At 64.2% G+C, this 18,314-nt stretch carries 18 protein-coding genes; 7 read left to right on the top strand and 11 right to left on the bottom strand.

Translation table 11 applies throughout. The features are described from left to right. Positions 1 to 223: 223 nt before the first annotated feature. From VKR55_RS01060 to VKR55_RS01050, 3 genes are all read right to left on the bottom strand, one after another. Positions 224 to 1,009, bottom strand: a complete 786-nt coding sequence (locus VKR55_RS01060; protein WP_324398939.1) for a 2-keto-4-pentenoate hydratase — start codon at positions 1,007 to 1,009, stop codon at positions 224 to 226. Positions 1,010 to 1,150: 141 nt separating this feature from the next. Next, positions 1,151 to 1,561, bottom strand: a complete 411-nt coding sequence (gene dksA / locus VKR55_RS01055) for an RNA polymerase-binding protein DksA (protein WP_324398942.1) — start codon at positions 1,559 to 1,561, stop codon at positions 1,151 to 1,153. Positions 1,562 to 1,747: 186 nt separating this feature from the next. Then, a complete protein-coding gene (locus VKR55_RS01050; protein ID WP_324398938.1) occupies positions 1,748 to 2,359 on the bottom strand; it encodes an NAD(P)-dependent oxidoreductase in 612 nt (203 codons plus the stop codon). A 101-nt stretch (positions 2,360 to 2,460) separates the two neighbouring features. Here VKR55_RS01050 and VKR55_RS01045 point away from each other — a divergent pair, with 101 nt between their 5' ends. After that, positions 2,461 to 2,832: a winged helix-turn-helix transcriptional regulator gene (locus VKR55_RS01045; protein WP_324398937.1), complete on the top strand. Its 372-nt coding sequence runs from the start codon at positions 2,461 to 2,463 to the stop codon at positions 2,830 to 2,832. A 207-nt stretch (positions 2,833 to 3,039) separates the two neighbouring features. On the opposite strand, the gene VKR55_RS01040 is transcribed toward VKR55_RS01045, so the two are convergent. Continuing rightward, the gene (locus VKR55_RS01040; protein WP_324398936.1) at positions 3,040 to 3,459 is read right to left on the bottom strand and encodes a flagellar assembly protein FliX; all 420 of its coding nucleotides are present in this window, start codon (positions 3,457 to 3,459) and stop codon (positions 3,040 to 3,042) included. Between the two features lie 269 nt (positions 3,460 to 3,728). Here VKR55_RS01040 and VKR55_RS01035 point away from each other — a divergent pair, with 269 nt between their 5' ends. The 5 genes from VKR55_RS01035 (at position 3,729) to VKR55_RS01015 (ending at position 8,214) form a co-directional block, all read left to right on the top strand. Beyond that, complete coding sequence (locus VKR55_RS01035) at positions 3,729 to 4,853, top strand: flagellar basal body P-ring protein FlgI (protein ID WP_324398935.1); 1,125 nt, start codon at positions 3,729 to 3,731, stop codon at positions 4,851 to 4,853. Further along, positions 4,853 to 5,212: a flagellar assembly peptidoglycan hydrolase FlgJ gene (gene flgJ, locus VKR55_RS01030; protein WP_324398934.1), complete on the top strand. Its 360-nt coding sequence runs from the start codon at positions 4,853 to 4,855 to the stop codon at positions 5,210 to 5,212. The genes VKR55_RS01035 and flgJ overlap by 1 nt, the downstream gene beginning before the upstream one ends. Before the next feature lie 21 nt (positions 5,213 to 5,233). Continuing rightward, positions 5,234 to 5,725 (top strand): hypothetical protein, encoded by a 492-nt coding sequence (locus VKR55_RS01025; protein WP_324398933.1) that lies wholly within the window; start codon positions 5,234 to 5,236, stop codon positions 5,723 to 5,725. 156 nt (positions 5,726 to 5,881) lie between these two features. Then, complete coding sequence (locus tag VKR55_RS01020) at positions 5,882 to 6,247, top strand: hypothetical protein (protein ID WP_324398932.1); 366 nt, start codon at positions 5,882 to 5,884, stop codon at positions 6,245 to 6,247. A 122-nt stretch (positions 6,248 to 6,369) separates the two neighbouring features. Further along, positions 6,370 to 8,214, top strand: a complete 1,845-nt coding sequence (locus tag VKR55_RS01015) for a tetratricopeptide repeat-containing glycosyltransferase family protein (protein WP_324398931.1) — start codon at positions 6,370 to 6,372, stop codon at positions 8,212 to 8,214. A 36-nt stretch (positions 8,215 to 8,250) separates the two neighbouring features. Here the strand turns inward: VKR55_RS01015 and flaF are convergent, their stop codons facing one another. The 3 genes from flaF to VKR55_RS01000 all read right to left on the bottom strand — a co-directional run bounded on the left by flaF (position 8,251) and on the right by VKR55_RS01000 (position 12,104). Next, positions 8,251 to 8,616, bottom strand: a complete 366-nt coding sequence (flaF, locus tag VKR55_RS01010; RefSeq protein WP_324398930.1) for a flagellar biosynthesis regulator FlaF — start codon at positions 8,614 to 8,616, stop codon at positions 8,251 to 8,253. A gap of 199 nt (positions 8,617 to 8,815) precedes the next feature. Continuing rightward, positions 8,816 to 10,354: a flagellin N-terminal helical domain-containing protein gene (locus VKR55_RS01005; protein WP_324398929.1), complete on the bottom strand. Its 1,539-nt coding sequence runs from the start codon at positions 10,352 to 10,354 to the stop codon at positions 8,816 to 8,818. 208 nt (positions 10,355 to 10,562) lie between these two features. Further along, positions 10,563 to 12,104, bottom strand: coding sequence for a flagellin N-terminal helical domain-containing protein (locus VKR55_RS01000; protein ID WP_324398928.1), 1,542 nt, complete (start codon positions 12,102 to 12,104; stop codon positions 10,563 to 10,565). A 352-nt stretch (positions 12,105 to 12,456) separates the two neighbouring features. On the opposite strand from VKR55_RS01000, the gene flbT reads away from it, so the two are divergent. Next, on the top strand, positions 12,457 to 12,879 hold the full coding sequence (flbT, locus tag VKR55_RS00995; RefSeq protein ID WP_324398927.1) for a flagellar biosynthesis repressor FlbT: 423 nt from the start codon (positions 12,457 to 12,459) through the stop codon (positions 12,877 to 12,879). Between the two features lie 202 nt (positions 12,880 to 13,081). On the opposite strand, the gene VKR55_RS00990 is transcribed toward flbT, so the two are convergent. The 4 genes from VKR55_RS00990 to VKR55_RS00975 are packed head-to-tail and all read right to left on the bottom strand — an operon-like array spanning position 13,082 to position 18,227. Further along, entirely contained in the window at positions 13,082 to 14,569 is a 1,488-nt protein-coding gene (locus tag VKR55_RS00990) for a pyridoxal phosphate-dependent decarboxylase family protein (RefSeq protein ID WP_324398926.1), read from the bottom strand. Continuing rightward, on the bottom strand, positions 14,566 to 15,756 hold the full coding sequence (locus tag VKR55_RS00985; protein WP_324398941.1) for an ATP-grasp domain-containing protein: 1,191 nt from the start codon (positions 15,754 to 15,756) through the stop codon (positions 14,566 to 14,568). Before VKR55_RS00985 ends, VKR55_RS00990 begins: the two co-directional genes overlap by 4 nt. A gap of 52 nt (positions 15,757 to 15,808) precedes the next feature. Further along, positions 15,809 to 17,434, bottom strand: coding sequence for a hypothetical protein (locus VKR55_RS00980; protein ID WP_324398925.1), 1,626 nt, complete (start codon positions 17,432 to 17,434; stop codon positions 15,809 to 15,811). A 13-nt stretch (positions 17,435 to 17,447) separates the two neighbouring features. Next, positions 17,448 to 18,227: a hypothetical protein gene (locus VKR55_RS00975; protein WP_324398924.1), complete on the bottom strand. Its 780-nt coding sequence runs from the start codon at positions 18,225 to 18,227 to the stop codon at positions 17,448 to 17,450. Positions 18,228 to 18,314 lie beyond the last annotated feature (87 nt).

The following is an 18,314-nucleotide window of genomic DNA, read 5'->3' as shown; positions in this document are numbered from 1 at the left end:
GGGAGACCACGTATAAGCCGTAAACCATCGCGCAGGGAATGCCGGAGTGTTTCGGTTGTACCTGTGGATGACTCGTGTGCGTTTTTTGCGCATTTGCTGCACACGAGAGCGCGGGTGCAACGGCACCCGGCATTCCCTGCGCCCTCCCTTTGAGAGGGTGAGATCGCAAAGCCCGGGCGATTCGCGCCGCGGGAACGAGAAGCCATGTCCGCTTTCAAGCCCCTCACCCAAAGCTCGCTTCCACCGTCCCCAATCCACCCAGCTCCATGACGACATGGTCACCGGCCGCAAGCCAGATGGTCTTCACCAGGCTTCCCGTCAGGACGATCTGGCCGGCGTGGAGGCCCCTGCCCTCCGCGGCCAGATGATTGGCGAGCCAGGCCAGCGCATGGTGCGGATGGCCGAGCACGTCGGCGCCGGTGCCGCGGCCGGCCTCTTCTCCGTTGATCAGCGCTCGGCCTGTGACGGTGAGCAAGTCGGGTGCAGCAGCGCGGGCGACCGGCGCGCCCAGCACGCAGCCGGCGGCAAAGAAATCGTCAGCGATCAAGGTTGGCGCGCCCAGCGTCTCCCACTTTTCATAGCGGTCGTCGACGATCTCGATCGCCGGCAGATAGGCCTCGATCGCTTCCGCCACGACAGCGTCCATGAACGGCGCCGCGGCCGGCGGCAGGTCGCGCGCGAGCCTGACCGCGATCTCGCATTCGACGCCGACGCGGACGTAATCGGCGGCGCGCAGGTGCACGCCCGACTCGTGCACGCCGCGGGCAAATACGCCGCCGCCGCATGGATGCGGAATGTTGAGATATTGCTGCATCACCTTGCTGGTGCAGCCGATCTTGTAGCCGACGAGCGGACCCGCGCTCGGCAGCAACAGATCATGCAGCGCGCGCTGGACCTTGTAGCCCTCGGCCTCGTCGCGCGGCGCGCTCCAGGCCGGCAGGGTCTTCAACGGAGAACGATTGCGCCGCACCGTCGCAATCGCCTGGGCGCAGGTGAGAATTCGGTTCATGGGCAAAGACCATCACTCTGGCGATTGATCTTCGCCCACGGCATCAACGCAAGCGGAATCGTTGATTCAACAGGTCCGGCGAGCGGATTGATTTCAAACGGAAAAATGCCGGGACTTCAAGTGGAGGACGAATCGCAGCCCCTATTCGTCGCGATAAACCTTCTCGCGCTTCTCGTGGCGCTCCTGCGCCTCGACCGACAGCGTTGCGATCGGGCGGGCCTCGAGCCGCTTCAGCGAGATCGGCTCGCCGGTCTCCTCGCAATAGCCGTAGGTGTTGTCCTCGATCCTCTGCAGCGCGGCGTCGATCTTGGAGATCAGCTTGCGCTGGCGGTCGCGGGCGCGCAGCTCGATGGCGCGGTCGGTCTCGGAGGATGCGCGATCGGCGAGATCGGGATGATTGACGTTCTCCTCCTGGAGCGTCTGGAGGGTCAGCTTCGATTCCTTCAGGATCTCTTCCTTCCAGGCAAGAAGCTTGGCGCGGAAATATTCGCGCTGGCGCTCGTTCATGAAAGGCTCTTTTTCCGAAGGTCGGTAGTTCTTCAGCTTTTCCAAGGTCAGCCCATCTGTACGCACTGGCGCCTCGCCTTTGCGGCGGCGGGTGGCCGGATCGGAACCCCCGCGCGCGCGCCTTATATAGCGAGGTCTTGTGACAGACAATATCAGCGGAGCCCAAAACAGGACCCGCCCCAAAGCCTTGCACAGGCAGGTTTATCCAACCTTAGCGGCGAGGGCCGTGCCTTAGTAACCGACCGTAAAGCGCTTCCTCTGATGCGCCGGCCGCTCGATCTCGTCGGCGAGTGCAACTGCGAAATCGGCGAAGGAAATCCAGCTTTTGCCGCTCGCATCGGTCAGGAGCTGGTCGGTCCCGAGGCGGAACTTTCCGGTCCGCTCCCCTTCCGTGAACAGCGCAGACGGCGACAGAAAGGTCCAATTCAGGTCTTTCTGAAGGCGAAGCAGGTCGAGGAAATCGGCCCCCTTTTGGGCTTCCGCCTTGTAGGCGGCCGGAAAGTTGGGGGTCGTCACCAGCCGGACGCCCGGCGCGACCTCCAGGCTGCCGGCGCCGCCGACCACCAGATAGCGGCCGACCCGGGAATCCCTGGCGGCGCCGATCAGCTTCTCGGGGTCGCTCGCCGTGAAGTGGACGGAACTCACCGCCGCGTCGTGCCCGGCCCAAAGCGCGGCCATTCCCGCCTGGTCGAACACGTCGCCTTTTTTGGCGGTGACGTTCGGCAGCTTGGCGATCTTCTCGGGGTTGCGGGCGATGGCGGTGACGGCGTGGCCGCGGCGGGCTAGCTCGGCCGTGATGTGCGAGCCTGCCCGGCCCGAGGCGCCGGTGACGGCGATCTTCATGAGGGTCTCCTGTAATGGTATCCAATGGCGACTAGATATCTCACAGTGCGTAAGTGTTAAGAGCGCACTTTGAGATCACCTGATTACCCGGGAGTGACCTTATGAAACCCAACGCCTATTCGGCCGATTGCCCGACGCGCCAGATCCTCGATCGGGTCGGCGACAAATGGGCCGTACTGATCCTGCTCCTGCTGCGCGATGAGCCGATGCGTTTCAACCAGTTACGCCGCGCCATTGAAGGCATTTCGCAGAAGATGCTGGCGCAGGTTTTAAGGAGCCTCGAGCGCGACGGGCTGGTCAAGCGCCGCGCCATCCCGACCGTTCCGGTGACGGTTGAATATTCGATTTCGCCACTCGGCATCACGCTCGCCGCCGCGGTCGATCCGTTACGCGATTGGGCCGAGCGCAATCTGAAGGACGTGCTGGCCGCCCAGCGCCGCTACGACGCCCAGCGCAAGGCGATGGCGGCGTGAGGCGAAGGGATCAAGAGCGTGAGCAGAACTGCGACCGCGGCGGTGGCTGCGCTCCCTCTCCCGCTCGCGGGGGAGGGCTGGGGTGGGGGTGCCTCCGCGATTCACAGCGCTCGAGTTGAGAGAGTTCCCCCCACCCGCATCGCATCTTCGATGCGATGCGACCTCCCCCGCAGCGGGAGAGGTGAACAAGTCCGCTGATGGGCCGTTTCAGACCCGCCCTGCCTTGGCGAGCTCGACTTCGACGCGAAGCTCGATCTCGGACAGCACGGCATCGAGACCGGGATCGCCGGAGGAGGATTTCAGATTGGCGGCGGCATCGCGCAGCCGCGACACGGTGGATGCATCGAGGTTGCCGGACAACAGCCCAAGCTTGAGATCGTCGAGAACATCGAGCGCGCCCTTTCCGCGCGCGACCGACCGCCGGCGCCGCTCGGCCGGATCCTCCTCGATGCCCTGCAACGCAATCAGCGCGTCGATGTTGGCAGTCGCCTTCGGCGCCAGGGTGGCGCGGGCTTCCGAGGCCGAGGCGGCGTCATCAGGCGGCAGCGAGAAGCTGCTCGAAGAGGTCCGCTTGGTGCTCGAGGCCGGCGTTCCCAACGCGGTGCCGTTCGGTCCGTAGATGCGCATGATCTGATCCTGCGAGTGCTTGGCGTGAGCTTCGCCTTCTTATGGTTAACGGGGCGTAAACAGGGCGGCAAAAACTGCCGGGAGGCGGCAGTTTCGCCGCTATGAGTAACCGCCCAGCTCACCTTCACTCACAAATTTTAGCCAATGAAATCAACAAAATATGCACGCAAACCGGCTTGGCACGGCGCTCGCATAGTTAACGGCGGATGCGAACGCCATGGGAGTGGCGGATGCGTCCTGGAAGACGTGAGTTTTGAGGGGAGCAGAGGATGCGCGGCATCCACGCTTTGAGATTTTTGCGACTGACGTGCGCCGCGTTTGCCGCGCTCGCGCTGTCTGCCGTGTCCGCCGAGGCGACGTCCCGCATCAAGGACCTCGCCAATATCGAAGGCGTGCGCCAGAACCAGTTGATCGGCTACGGCCTCGTCGTCGGCCTCAACGGCACCGGCGACACGCTCAACAACATCCCTTTCACCAAGCAGTCGCTGCAGGCGATGCTGGAACGCATGGGCGTCAACATCCGTGGCGCCACCATCCGCACCGGCAACGTCGCGGCCGTCATGGTCACCGGCAATTTGCCGCCGTTCGCGACCCAGGGCACGCGGATGGACGTCACCGTCTCCGCGCTCGGCGACGCCAAGAACCTGCAGGGCGGCACCCTGCTCGTCACGCCCCTCCTCGGCGCCGACGGCAACGTCTATGCGGTAGCGCAGGGCTCGCTCGCGATCTCCGGCTTCCAGGCCGAGGGCGAAGCCGCCAAGATCGTGCGCGGCGTGCCGACCGTCGGCCGCATCGCCAATGGCGCCATCATCGAGCGCGAGATCGAGTTCGCGCTCAACAGCCTGCCGAACGTGCGGCTGGCGCTGCGCAACGCCGACTTCACCACCGCAAAGCGCATTGCGGCCGCCGTCAACGACTATCTCGGCGTCAAGACCGCCGAGCCGATCGATCCATCGACGGTGCAGCTCACGATCCCGCCGGAGTTCAAGGGCAACGTCGTCGCCCTGCTGACCGAGATCGAGCAGCTTCAGGTCGAGCCGGATCTCGAAGCCAAGATCATCATCGACGAACGCAGCGGCATCATCGTGATGGGCCGCGACGTGCGCGTGAGCACAGTAGCGGTGGCGCAAGGCAATCTCACCGTCACCATTTCCGAATCGCCGCAGGTCAGCCAGCCCAATCCGCTGTCGCGCGGCCGGACCGTGGTGACGCCGCGCACCAGCGTCGGTGTCAGCGAAGACGGCAAGAAACTCGCAGTCGTGAAGAATGGTGTCTCGCTGCAGCAGCTCGTCGACGGTCTGAACGGCCTCGGCATCGGGCCGCGCGATCTGATCGGCATCCTGCAGGCGATCAAGGCCGCTGGCGCGATCCAGGCCGATATCGAGGTGATGTGATGCGCCTGACGCCGGTCGGCTCCTCCAGCCACATCTCCACCAACTTCAGCATGCCCGTCATCAACAACCGGCCGGACCTCGAGTTCGCCGCCGCGCTGGAGAAGGTCTCACCCAAGGCGCAGGCGAAGGCCAAGTCGGTCGCTACCAACTTCGAGGCGATGTTCCTCAACTCGATGTTCTCCGAGATGACCGCCGGGCTAAAGGGCGAAGGGCCGTTCGGCAGCACACAAGGCACCGGCGTCTGGCGCTCGATGCTGACCGAGCAATACGCCCAATCCTTCGCGCGCGCCGGCGGCGTCGGCATCGCCAGCGAAGTCTATCGCACGCTGATCCTGCAGCAGGCCAAAACCAAGAGCTGATTTTCCGTCGAGGGGAACTCCATGAACGCACAGGCACAACGACAAGGCACTCCCTCCCTTTATCCCGCCGCGGCCAACGCGGCCGAGGCGCGCAAGCTCGCCGAGAACCTGATGGACGTCATGAACGCGCTGCTCTCGGTGATCGAGCGCGAGACCGAGCTCGTCCGCGCCGGCAAGCTCGCCGAGGCGATGCAGTTCGAGCCGAAGAAGGCGGAGCTGTCGCGCCGCTACGTCGCGGTGGTCGGCCAGATGAAGGCGAGCCAGAAATATCTTTCGCAGGCCGCGCCCGATCTTTTGAAGAGCTTGCACCGCCATCACGACGTGTTCCGCTCCATGCTGCAGGTCAACCTCACGGTGCTTGCGACCGCGCATGCGGTCTCCGAGAACATCGTGCGCGGCGTCAATGCCGAGATGCAGCGCCGCAACATGCCGAACACCTATACGGCGGCCGGCCGCCGCGCCGCGCCAAGCCCGCGGCAGCCGACGCCGCTCTCGGTCAGCCGCTCGCTGTAGCGTCCGGCCGAATGCAGACAATTTTAGGCAAAACCGCGCGCCCTCATGAGCGCGCGATTAAGGGCGTTCTCTAACCGAACATTGAAGGCTCACTGGCAAGCTTGCGGACGGGACGGGGTTGGGATTTGACTTGTGGAGCGGCTTGAGGAGGCTGCCATGAGTACGGATTTCAGCATCAGGCCGGTGGGATCGCCGGCCCCCTCGCCCGTTGTTCAACCGGTCAGTCAGGCCGCGAGCAACGCCGTCCCGACGGAGCTGCCCGCAAGCCAGAGCGTCGGCGCGTCCGACGCGAGCACCGTCACCCGCAACGACGCGCAGCTTGTGACCTTCGATATCTCGCACGAAGCCTTCTACGACCGCGCCGCCGGCTCGATGGTCTACGAGGTCGTCGACCAGAAGACCGACGAGGTGGTCACGCAGTACCCCGATGAGGCCGTGCTGCGCCGCCGCGCCTACTTCCGCGCGCTCGAAATGAGCAAGGACGATCCGCCACGGGCGGTCCCGACCGATCTCGTCGCCTGACGAGCAATCGGCGCAAGACGCTTCCGCGCAGCGCGGCAAAGGCGGCGCGCCAAAATTCTCCGCGTTTGCCAAAGCGGGCCAGAATCACCTAGGAGATTCGGCATTTCCTGGCAAATCAGCCCATGGACCGCGCCGAACATCGGGCACACGCCCAAAAATCGGATCAGGAATCGAACCAGACCTCGAGCGGTTCCGGCATTGCGACGGCGACCGGGCTCTACGAAGCCGGCCTTCAGCACATGCAGGCCGGCCGGCATCTCGAGGCGCAGCTCTGCTGCCGGCAGGCCCTGGCGGCTGATCCCGACCATGTCGACACTCTGCACCTCATGGGGCTCTTGTCGCTGCAGGCGAAGCAATACGATCACGCCATCGCATGGATCGCCCGCGCCAATCGGCTCGACCCTGCGACGGATTATCTCTTCAGCCTGGGGACCGCGCTTGAACAACAGGGCTTGCGTCAGGAGGCATTCAACGCGTTTGACCGCGCCGTGCAACTCAGGCGCGACGATGCCGAGTTGTGGGCGGCCCACGGCAACGCGCTGGCGCAATTGGGGCGGCTAACCGAGGCGCTGTCGAGCTACCAGCGCGTCCTCGTGCTCGATCCGCGGCAGGCGGACGCGGCCTTTCGCTGCGGGCTTCTGTGGCTCACGCTGAAGAAGCCGGAAGGAGCCCTCGCCTGCTTCAATCTCTGTAATGAACTCAATCCGAACCACGCCGCCGTGCTGGAGCAGCGCGCCCTTGCGTTGCATGACCTGAAAAGATTTGACGAAGCCCTGGCCGACAATCTGCGGGCGCATGCGCTCAATCCGGCCAACGCGCAAGTCTGCAACAATATCGGCGCCGGCCTGCAACGGCTGCGGCGCGACGCCGAGGCGCTGCCGTGGTTCGACAAGGCAATCGCCCTGCAGCCGCGCTTCATCGTCGCGCTCAACAACAAGGCGTCCTCGCTGACGCAAATCCGGCGGATCGCCGAGGCGATCACGGTCTACGAACAGGTGAGGATGATCGATCCCGGCAACGCGGACGCCGACTGGAATCTGTCGCTGCTTGACCTCCTGATCGGCAACTACCAGGCTGGCTGGGCGGGGCGCGAGGTGCGGTGGAAGGCTCACATGCGTCCCGCCGCCTATCCGCATTTCCCGCAGCCGATGTGGCTCGGCAAGGAAAGCATCGAAGGCAGGACCATCCTTGTCTATGCCGATGAAGGAATCGGCGACACCCTGCAATTCGCGCGCTACGTGCCGATGCTCGCCGCGCGCGGCGCGCGCGTCATCCTCGCCGTTCAGGATCCTCTGCAGCCTTGGCTTGCGAAGCTATCCGGCGTTGTGCAATGCGTCCCGAGATCGGCCGCGCTGCCGCCGTTCGACATGCACTGCCCGGTCTGCACCCTGCCCTACGCGTTCCGCACGCGCCTCAATACCATCCCGGCGCCGGCGTCGTACCTGCCTCCTGCGCCCGCGGCGCGGGTGGAGGCCTGGGAGTGGCAGCTTCGTCAGCGCCTGGGGGCGGAACGGAAACTCCGTGTCGGCCTCGTCTGGTCCGGCAATCCGCAACAGATGAACGATCACAACCGATCGGTGCCGCTGCGCCTGTTGCTGCCGTTGCTCGATGTCGATGCCAACTTCATCAGCTTGCAGAAAGATCCAAGGCCGGACGATCAGGCGGTGCTCGCGCGCAGCGGGATCGTCGATTTCGCCGCCGATCTCACCGACTTCGTCGAGACGGCCGCGCTTGCAGGCTGCGTCGACCTCGTGATCTCCGTATGCACCAGCATCGCCCATATGGCCGGTGGGCTCGGACGGCCGACCTGGGTGCTTTTGTCCTACGCGCCCGACTGGCGCTGGCTGCTCGATCGCGACGACAGCCCCTGGTATCCAACAGCGCGCTTGTTCCGGCAGAATGCGACGCGCGACTGGGCGGAGCTGATCGGGCGGGTACGCCGCGAGTTGGCGGAGTACCGCGCGTGATGGCAAGTGAAAGGTCAGGACTGAACCCGCGTCGGTTCAGCCGCGTCCCGACAGGCCGGCCGCGATGTTGCAGTTGATCTCGATCAGCGACTTCAGCTTCGCCGGATCCGGATCCATCTGCATCTCGATGGTCTGCTTCATCACGAACACGCCGATATTGGCGATGTTCTGCCGCACTTCCAGCGAATGCGGATTCTCGTTCGATTCCGCCGCGGTGAGAAAGATCGACCACAGGCGGCGATTGAACATCAGCGCCTTGTGCATGTTGCGATCGGGACCCTTCCAGTTGTTCTGGATTTCCTGAAGCTGTCTTGCTGCTTTCAGAAGAGCCTGCGCCTCGATTTCCCTCGGAGATGCCGTCGTTTGCGAAGTACGAGCGTAGGCTTGAGCGGCATGAGACATCCAGAACCCCGGGATTACGCCAAAGACGCGACGAGACTGCCCGCGTTTTGTACGTGGTTGCCTTTAAAATATGGTTAGCGGTTGTTTCAGTAGATGTACGGAGCCAACAATCGCCCGACCATGCGCGTCGGTATTGCAAAACAGCATAAAAAAACGGCGGGAAAAATCCCGCCGTTTTGATTCTCTTTTGGCTTCGGACTCAGCGCAGGAGCTGCAGCACGCTCGCCTGCGACTGGTTGGCCAGCGCCAGCGCCGAGACCGCGATCGATTGGCGCGTCGAGAGTGCCTGGCTGTTGGCCGCTTCCTCGTTGGTGTCGGCGAGCGTCAGGTTCGACGCGCCGGTCTGCAGCACGTTGATCAGGTTCTTGTTGAAGTCCTGACGGATCTGCACGATCGAGAGGTTCGAACCGAGCGCGGAAGATTCGCCGCGAAGCGTGGTGGAGGCTGCCTGGAGCGACGTCAGCACCTTGTTGGCCGAATTGGAGTCGAGGAAGTCGGTGCCCGCGGTGAGCGTCGACAGGCCAAGGCCGGCATCGTTGAAGGTGACGCCCTGGATGCTCAGCGTCGACCGTCCGGTTTCGTTGAACACCAGCTTCAACGTATCGCCGTTCAAAAGGTTGACACCGTTGAACGACGCATCCTGCGCGGTGGTGTTGATCTGTGCCAGCACATTGTTGTACTGCGACACTAGATTGGCGCGGGTCGCCTGCGAGTTGGGATCGACGATCGGCGCACCTCCCGTGAGGCCGTTGAAGGCCTGACCGGAGGACGTCGCCGAGCCGGTGATCGCACCGATCGTCGAGGAAGCCGCGTCGTTCGAGGTGACGATGTTGATCTGACCGGTCGTAGAGACGCTGGCCTGCAGATTGTTCGCCGCCAGTGCGTTGTTAAGATCGTTCAGGGTCGCGATCTTGCCCGTGCCGATACCGAAGGTGAGTGCGGTTGCCGTGCCGCCGCCGGTGGAAGCGATCGACAGGGTCTGGCCGGCCAGGCCGTCGCCGACGGTGGAGAGGCCGAGCTTGGCGAGCGCCGAGCCGGAGAGCGTGAGGCCGGCGGCAGTGGGATTGAGGGTGATCGCACCGCCCGCAACCGACGACGTGCCGCCGGTCACCGCGTTGATGGCGGAGAGCAGATGGGCGACAGAGTCGCCGATACCGATGCTGGTGCCGGTGCTGCTGGTTCCGGCGACGAAGCTGAAGGTGGTGCCGTTGACGACCAGCGTGTCGGTGGTGGTGATGCCGGTCGACAGGTCGTTGGACGTCGAGCCGCCGGTGCCCGACAGCAGCGTCGCGGTCGTGATCGCCGCGGCCGTGGTGTTGTCGTTGTTGACGGCGGAGCCGGTCACCGGGGTCGAGACCGCGGCCAGCAGGGTGGTGGCGCTTGCGCCCGTCAGCGTCGCCGAGGTCACGTTGGATTTGGTGTCGTATCCAGTCGGGCTCTGCAGTACCTGGTTGGCGATCGATTGCGCGTCGGACACCAGGCTCGAGAGCGACGTAAGGCCGGTATTGGCGGCCTGCAGGATCTGCACGCCGTTACCGATGCCGTCGAGCAGGTTGGCAATATCGCTTGCCCGATTGTTCAGTGATTGCGCCGTGAAAAATTCGGTCGGGTTGTCGAGCGCCGTATTGACCTTGTTGCCGGTGGCTAGGTCATTCTGGGTCTTTGCGAGCAGCGAGGCCGTCGACTGCAGCGCTAGCAGATTCTGGCGAACCGATGCCGAAAGCGTGATACCAGACATTGTCTCAAACCTTCCTAGTCTTAGGTATGCCTATTTCTAGGGAGACACGCTTAAATTATGGTTAATGGCGCTTTAAATTCATTGGTTAATAATGTGTTACCGCAGCGATCCCGACGCATATACCGGGCACATATGTAAAGAGTGACGTACGCAAACGAAAAAACGGCGGGGTTTCCCCCGCCGTTTTGCATCTCTTCTGTCGTCAGACTTAGCGCAGGAGCTGCAGCACGCTCGCCTGCGACTGGTTGGCCAGCGCCAGCGCGGAGACGGCGATCGACTGGCGGGTCGAGAGCGCCTGGCTGTTGGCCGCCTCCTCGTTGGTGTCGGCCAGCGTCAGGTTCGACGAACCGGTCTGCAGCACGTTGATCAGGTTCTTGTTGAAGTCCTGACGGATCTGCACGATCGAGAGGTTCGAACCGAGCGTCGAGGCTTCCGAGCGCAGCGTCGAGGAAGCGCTCGAGAGCGCGGTGAGCGCCTTGTTGGCCGAGTTGTTGTCGAGGAAGTCGGTGCCCGCGGTGAGCGTCGACAGACCAAGGCCTGCATCGTTGAAGGTCACGCCCGTGATGCTCAGCGTCGACTTGCCGGTCTCGTTGAACACCAGCTTCAAGGTGTCGCCGTTCAACAGGTTGATGCCGTTGAAGGACGCGTCCTGCGCCGTGGTGTTGATCTGCGTCAGCACGTTGTTGTACTGCGACACCAGGCTCGAGCGGGTGGCCTGCGAGGTCGGATCAGCGACCGGAGCCGTCGCGGTCAGGCCGTTGAAGGCCTGGTTGGTGGCCGTCGATGTGCCCGTGAGCGCGCCGAGCGTCGAGGAAGCCGCATCGTTCGTGGTGACGATGTTGATCTGGCCGGTCGACGAGATGCTGGCCTGCAGGTTGTTGGCCGCGAGTGCCGTATTGAGCCCGTTCAGCGTCGAGATCTGACCCGAGCCGAGGCCGAAGGTGATCGCGGTCGCCGTGCCGCCGCCGGTGGCAGCGATCGACAGCGTTTCGCCGGAGAGGCCGTCGCCGACGGTGGAGAGGCCGAGCTTGGCGAGCGCCGAGCCGGAGAGCGTCAGGCCGGTGTTGCTGTTGGGAGTGATCGTGATCGCACCGCCCGAGACCGACGACGTGCCGCCGGTCACCGTGTTGATGGCGGAGAGCAGATGGGCGACGGAGTCACCGATACCGATGCTGGTGCCGGTGCTGCTGGTGCCGGCCACGAAGGAGAAGGTGGTGCCGTTGACGACCAGCGTGTCGGTGGTGGTGATGCCGGTCGACAGGTCGTTGGACGTCGAGCCGCCGGTGCCCGACAGCAGCGTCGCGGTCGTGATCGCCGCGGCCGTGGTGTTGTCGTTGTTGACGGCGTTGCCGGTCGTCGCGGTGGTCGCGAAATTCAAGAGATTGGTGGCGCTGGCGTTGGTGAGCGCGGCCGAGGTCACATTCGACTTGGTCGAATAGCCGACCGGGCTCTGCAGCACCTGGTGGGCGATCGACTGGGCGGAATCGACCAGGCTCTGCAGCGAGGTGATGCCGGTGTTGGCGGCCTGCAGCACCTGCACGCCGTTGCCGATCGAGTCGAGCAGGTTGCCGATGTCGCTGGCGCGGTTGTTCAGCGCCTGGGCCGTGAAGAAATTGGTCGGGTTGTCGAGAGCCGAGTTGACCTTGTTGCCGGTGGCGAGGTCATTCTGGGTGGTGGCGAGCAGCGAAGCAGTCGACTGCAGCGAGAGCAAATTCTGGCGGACTGACGCCGAGAGGACGATACCGGTCATTTTTCATACCTTTCTGGTGTGAAACACAGAGTACTGCCCGACCTTCTTGGTCAGGTGACCCCGAGACGGTCGTCTGAAGTGGCTAACAAAGCATGAAGTCGAAGGCCCCGGATGCCTCCGAGATTAAGCAAACCGCGCACCGCGTTTCGATTTCCAAACCACGCCCAGCGCCGAGCCCATTGATCTCATTGCAGATTTCCGCAAGGCGCGCGTCGTTTACCAAGCATTAACCTTGATCGGAAAGGATTGCGGCGAGTGGACAAAAAGGCTCAGGCGAGCCGCCCCGCGAGCCTATGTCTATCAAAATCGCTGTAGTTGATCGCCGGCGTCTGAAGCGGCAACGGAGAACAATATGGCCCTGAAAGTCGAACTCAAGCCGCACGAACGAATCATCATCGGCTCCTGCGTCGTCACCAACACCGACCAGCGCGCCCGCCTTCTCATCGACGGCGACAACATTCCGATCCTGCGCGAGAAGGACATCCTGACGCCGGAGACGGCGAACACGCCTGCCAAGCTCGTCTATCTGGCGGTGCAGCTCATGTATATCTCGCCGGACCCACAGAACAATCACGGCACCTATTTCAACCTGCTGCGCGACATTGTCGTCACTGTGCCGAGCGCCTGGCCCATCATCGAGGGCATCAACAACCACATCCTGAGCGGCGATCTCTACCAGGCGCTCAAGGAAGCCAAGAAGCTGATCGCCTACGAGAAGAAGCTGCTGGACCAGCACGAGGCGATCGAGGCGAGCCGCAAGGCCGAAGTGGCATAGCGGCTTCAGCGGAGCTTCATCTTTCGTCCTGGCCGGGCATAGCCGTTCGAAGAACGGCGTCGCTTACGCTCGCGTATGACTCGCCTGCGGCGCCAAAGACCTGAAGCCCGGCGCCCGTCTCCGCCGGGCTGCAAACGCGCTCGGCCGGCGTAGCCTTAGCGAAGACGGCAAGGCCAGGCATGACAAGTTTCAGACAACCCGCTCAAACCGCGAGCGACTGTCCGACCTGGGCGCGCGAGTCGGCCGCGCGACGCGCGCCGAACTCGAGCACGGCGGAAACGAGCCGGTCGACGTCCGCGACATCGGTGCGGTGATTGACGATCGCCGCGCGAATGGCGAGCTTGTCGTTCAACACCGTCGTCGACGGCGCGGCGATGCCGGCCTCCTGGATGTTGACGACGACCTCGCGATTGACTTTGTCGGCATCATCGGCGCGGTAACGGAAGCAGACGATATTGAGATTGACAGGCGCCAGGAGCTCGAGACGTGGCTCCGCCAGAATGCGTCCTTCCAGATATTTGGCCAACGCGCAGCAGCGCGCGATGACCGCACCCAGCCTGTCAGCGCCATAGGTCTTCAACGTGAACCAGGTCTTGAGCGCGCGGAAGCCGCGCGACAGGTCGGGACCGAGGTCGCACGGCCATTGCGCGCCGGCCGCAAGCCCGCGCGTCTCGCGCCTGAGATAAGCCGCAGGCGCTGCGAATGCATCGCGATGCTTGTCGCCGTTGCGGACCATCAGGAAGCCTGCATCATAGGGCACCTGACCCCATTTGTGGAAATCCAGCGCAATCGAATCCGCATGCTCGATGCCGGCGAGACGCGGCGCGAGTGTCTCCGAGAGGATCGCGAGCGCCCCGAATGCGCCGTCGACGTGAAACCAGAGATCCTCCTCGCGGCACAGCCCGGCGACGGCCTTTAGATCATCAATCGCGCCGATATCGACGGTGCCGGCGGAGGCGACCACCAGGAATGGCATCCGTCCGGCGGCCCGATCGCGCCTGATCCTGTCGCGCAACGCGGCGACATCGATGCGATGGCATTCGTCGACGGCAATGCAGCGCAAGGCCTCGCTGCCAAGGCCGGCGATCTCCATCGCCTTCGTGATGCAGCCATGCGCCGCCTTCGATGTATAGGCCGTGAGCAACGCGCCCGCCTCGCCGATCCCCCGCTGCCGCGACAACCTGCCGAGCGCGTCGGTGCGCGCCACCAGCACCGCCATCAGATTGGCCATGGACGTGCCGGTCACGAAGATCCCGCTTGCGGCGGAGGGAAAGCCGAACATCTGGCGCGTCCACACCACAATCTGCCGCTCGACCTCGATCGGCATGTGATCACGCCCGCCGAGATTGGCGTTGAGCCCGGCCGCAAGCATTTCCGCCAGCATCCCGACCGCAGAGCCGCCGCCATGCACCCAGCCCATGAACCCCGGATGCACATTGCCGGTCGCATAGGGCACGACGAAATCGGTGAAGTCGCGATAGACGTCGGCGAGACCCGAAGGTTTTCGCGGCAGCTCTGCGCGAAACTCCGCGCGGACTGCGTCGGGGATCGGCTGCCAGACCGGCCGCTCGCGAATGTTTGCGATGTAGTCGATCATGTCATCGAGCATGCGATGACCTTGCGCGCGGAGCTCGTCCCACTCCCGCGGGTCGAGTGTTTCGCTCCCTTCAGGCGACAGCGATGCGGTCACGCCGCGCGCTCCTGTCGCGCTCTTGCGTGCCGCACCAGCATCGCGGCAAAGGCATCGAAGATCCTGCGCATCTGCGGCGGCTTGTAAGGAAACACGTTGGCATGATCCATGTTGTGGACCACCGCCGTGTTGTCGGCCTCGAAGATCAGGAGCGCGCCGTCGGCGGTTTCCGCGCAATCGATGGTGAAATATTCGAGTCCGATGCGATCGGCGACCGCGGTCAGCGCGGCCTGGTGCCGGCGTCCAAAGTTGATGTCGAAGGTGCGCATCCAGGTTTCCTCCTCGATGCGCTTCGCCACGCTCTGCGACATGCCGGCGTTGAGATACCAGATGTCCCAGCGGTCGGCGATCGCCATATGGCAGGCATAGGGCCGTCCGTCGATGAAGACGATGCGATACTTGCGGAAGAGCCGGTCGGCGCTCGAATAGTCGATGAAGCGCGAGATGAAGAACATCTCCTCCTCGCTGCTCTCGAGATAAGTCGCAAGCGCCGCCGCATCGTCGATCTTGGCGAGGCCCGATCCCGCATGCGACCCGCGCGGGCGGACGATGATGGGGAAAGCGAGGCTCTCGGCGATATCGGAAAGCTCATCCGGCGATTGCGCGACGTCGATCAGACGCTCGCGCGTCACCACGAGCGTTGCCGGGATTTCGAGCCCATCGATGCCCTCCAGCAACCGATACAGCTTGTCGCGGTCGAGGCTGGAGACGAGCCGCGGCGGATTGAGTAGTGGACGCGGCCATTGCGGCACGGCGGCGTCGATCTTGGCGAGTGCTGCGCGACAGTCCTCGGAATCCGAGGCGATCAAGATCGCGACGTCGTGCTCGGGTAGCGGCGCCGGCAATTCCGCCTCGGGGATCACATAGAGCATCATCAGCTCCATGCCGGATTCCTCGAGCAGGAATTCGATCGGTGTGTTGCTGCCCATGTCGGTCGCGGCCGCCAGCGCCAGCACGCGCAGGCGCGGTTGCTTGCTGGCGCAGGGCGAGCGGAACAAACGATGCGACAGCAGCACCTCCTGCTGGATCGCAAGCCCCGCCTGCTTGTCGCCGAGCAATTGCGCGATCAGCGACAGATCGATCCCCTCTCCCGCATCCGCGGTGCCGTTGAGGAGCTTTGCGATCAGCTCGGCCCATTTGGGACGCAGATCGCCCCCGTCGAAGGCCATCTTGGCAAGCCGGGCCATGCCGATGCGCTCGGCACATTCGGCCCGCGCGGCCTCCGAGGTTTCCAGCGCCCTAAATTCCATCTGACAGCTCCGTCAATTGCGTAACGTCGGTGTGCGCGAGCAGGAGCTCGATCTTGGCGACGGTCTCGGCGATGTGGTCGAGCTCGCGGTGCAGGCTCCGCGCGGCCATCACTGCATCGGTGGACCAGGCCTCGGTAACGAGACGCGCGCCGACGCAAAGCCGAAGCGCTGCGGTCGGCTCGAGGCCCTGCCGTTCGATCCGCACCGGCTGGCCGAGGAGACAACGACGCGCGAGAACGGCGCGGTCGGGCCGGCTGCCGGCGATCACTTCGCCCAGGTCCTGCGCCAGCGCGTGGTAGAGCACGCGGCAGTCGGTCGCGGAGAGTGAGCGGCCCTGCCGTTCGATCGTGAAAGGGAAGATCGTGGCTTCGCTGAATTCCTCGTCGTCAGCGCCAGTCATGCCAGTCCCCGCGCAGATCGGGCGAAGCGAGGGCGACAGGGTGATCAGGCTTTCGATTCCTGCTCCGAGCTCGCGCAGCGCCATCGCGCGAAACGCCACCGGCACCTGGTGGTAAGCGCGAATTTCTTCCAGCGCGACTTCCCAGCGCAACCACTGGCCGAGATTGGCCCGGCTCTCGAAGAAAGAGCGCAGGCGGCTCCAGCGCCCCGGCCAATCGCTGCGACTTGCATAATCGACAAGCCCGGCCGCCATCTCCTCGCTTCCGTCGAGGGCTTGCGACAGCGCGGACGGCACCAGCAGCGCGCCGGAGAAGGCAGGCCCGCCGAAGAATTTCGAGCCCGTGATCAGGACCAGATAGCCGCGGTCGAGATAGGAGGCGAGCCGGCGGCGGGACAGGCGCATCTGGCAGGCATCGACGACGACCAGAACCTCGGCGGGCCAGCGACGCGCAATCTCGTCGAGACAGGCATCCGAAGGCGCGCGCCAGCCGAGCTTGGAGGCATCCATGATCTGCAGCAGCGCGCGACGGCCGCCCGCAACCGCCGCTTCGATCGAAGCAAGCACCGCGCCGTCGATATCGGAGCGCGACCTTACGCCCGTGGCATCCGAGAGCGGTAGCGCGACGCCAGCGCCCTCAAGCCCGGCGATCGCCGTATCCTTGCGTACCACCACGCCGTTTGCGGTGAAGCGGCTGAAATGCCGCCCCCGCGCGGTATAGGCCGTGCCGCTGCCGGTCTGGTCCGACCCGATGACGATCGACACGAGCCGCGGACCGAGCAAAGATCGCGCGAGCGCCAGGGCATGGAGCTGGGAGTCCGTGCCCGACGGCGAAAAGACGACGTCGACCTTGGCCTCAGGCAGCGTGAGAAGCGCTTTCAGCTCCTCACGCATCGTCTCGATGCGGTCTTCCAGCGCCTCCTCGAGGCCAGCGGCAATCGCCGAACGCATCAGCTCCTCGCGCGCGAGACCTGCGCGCTCATAGCCGCGCTCGGAGATCGACGACGCCGTGCTGGAGGCAAAGCTCAGCGTCTCGGGCGCAGGCGCCGGCCCGCAACCATAGTCGTTGAGGCGGCTGATCGGATCGAGCATCAGCCTGGAATCGCCGCCGCAGGCCAGAAGATCGTCCAGCGTCGCGAACAGATCGCGCAAGGCGCCCCTGAACGGGCGTGAGGCGGAATTTTCCGGAAGCTGCAGGCGGGGAGCGGCGAACGTCATTCGCGGATCCCCGTCAGGCGGCGTCCGCCGCCGTCGGCGCCGCCGCAAATTGCGAAGCGACATCGCCATGGAAGACCGTCGGCCCGACATGGTCGAGGCGGCTGTCGAGATCGGCCCAGATCTCGCCGCCGATATCGGTCCAGCGCTTGCAGAAAGCGAAATCCTCGCTGAGATAGGTGCCGGAGGCCGGATCGATCATGCATTCGAACAGCGCGAAGCGATTGGGGCTATTGGCCAGCGCGTCCTGCGAATGCTCGCGGAAGAACTGCAGCGCTGCATAAGCGGGATGCCCGCACATCCTCTCCAGGACATGGCGGCGGATCATCAGGAAGCCGGTGCCGGCGTAGCGCACCCGGGTGAAGCCGTTGACGACCCTGACGTGGTCGGGATCCTCGATTTCCAGCACATAATCGAGCGCGGCCGCTTCCAGGTTCGGCCGGCCTGCTTCCATCGCCCGCTTCGCCTTGTCCCAGTTGACCCGCTTGATCGGATAGCAGCCGGCAACGACGTCCGCTCCGCTCTCGATCAGGCGGAACACCTGCTCAGGGGTGAAGCCGATATCGGCGTCGATGAAAAGAAGATGCGTGCTTGAGGGATCGTCGAGGAACAGTGCAACCAGATTGGCCCGCGCCCGGGTGATCAGCGCATCGCCGTCGCGCAAATGCACCTTGAGGTCCACATTGGACATCTTGTGCACGGCACGCTGCAGGGCGAACAGCGAAGAGGCGTAGATGCTGGAGACTTGCCCCCCGAAACAGGGCGTGGCGACCACGAGTTGGAAACGTTCTGTCATGACTGGCTCCGAAGTCGCAAGCCGACGCCTGCCCTTCTCACCAATAGGTAAACAGACGTGGTTAACGAAAACCTAACGGACCGCCTC

This window comes from Bradyrhizobium sp. (genome assembly GCF_035309285.1).
GTDB lineage: Bacteria > Pseudomonadota > Alphaproteobacteria > Rhizobiales > Xanthobacteraceae > Bradyrhizobium.
The sequence above is the reverse complement of the archived record's forward strand: the minus strand, read 5'-3'. Positions and strand labels throughout refer to the sequence as shown.

Coding starts and splice junctions, on each gene's coding strand:
- VKR55_RS01060 (WP_324398939.1), bottom strand. CDS start 1,009: ATGAACCGAATTCTCACCTGCGCCCAGGCGATTGCGACGGTGCGGCGC.
- VKR55_RS01050 (WP_324398938.1), bottom strand. CDS start 2,359: ATGAAGATCGCCGTCACCGGCGCCTCGGGCCGGGCAGGCTCGCACATC.
- VKR55_RS01045 (WP_324398937.1), top strand. CDS start 2,461: ATGAAACCCAACGCCTATTCGGCCGATTGCCCGACGCGCCAGATCCTC.
- VKR55_RS01040 (WP_324398936.1), bottom strand. CDS start 3,459: ATGCGCATCTACGGACCGAACGGCACCGCGTTGGGAACGCCGGCCTCG.
- VKR55_RS01035 (WP_324398935.1), top strand. CDS start 3,729: ATGCGCGGCATCCACGCTTTGAGATTTTTGCGACTGACGTGCGCCGCG.
- flgJ (WP_324398934.1), top strand. CDS start 4,853: ATGCGCCTGACGCCGGTCGGCTCCTCCAGCCACATCTCCACCAACTTC.
- VKR55_RS01025 (WP_324398933.1), top strand. CDS start 5,234: ATGAACGCACAGGCACAACGACAAGGCACTCCCTCCCTTTATCCCGCC.
- VKR55_RS01020 (WP_324398932.1), top strand. CDS start 5,882: ATGAGTACGGATTTCAGCATCAGGCCGGTGGGATCGCCGGCCCCCTCG.
- VKR55_RS01015 (WP_324398931.1), top strand. CDS start 6,370: ATGGACCGCGCCGAACATCGGGCACACGCCCAAAAATCGGATCAGGAA.
- flaF (WP_324398930.1), bottom strand. CDS start 8,616: ATGTCTCATGCCGCTCAAGCCTACGCTCGTACTTCGCAAACGACGGCA.
- VKR55_RS01005 (WP_324398929.1), bottom strand. CDS start 10,354: ATGTCTGGTATCACGCTTTCGGCATCGGTTCGCCAGAATCTGCTAGCG.
- VKR55_RS01000 (WP_324398928.1), bottom strand. CDS start 12,104: ATGACCGGTATCGTCCTCTCGGCGTCAGTCCGCCAGAATTTGCTCTCG.
- flbT (WP_324398927.1), top strand. CDS start 12,457: ATGGCCCTGAAAGTCGAACTCAAGCCGCACGAACGAATCATCATCGGC.
- VKR55_RS00985 (WP_324398941.1), bottom strand. CDS start 15,756: ATGGCCCGGCTTGCCAAGATGGCCTTCGACGGGGGCGATCTGCGTCCC.
- VKR55_RS00980 (WP_324398925.1), bottom strand. CDS start 17,434: ATGACGTTCGCCGCTCCCCGCCTGCAGCTTCCGGAAAATTCCGCCTCA.
- VKR55_RS00975 (WP_324398924.1), bottom strand. CDS start 18,227: ATGACAGAACGTTTCCAACTCGTGGTCGCCACGCCCTGTTTCGGGGGG.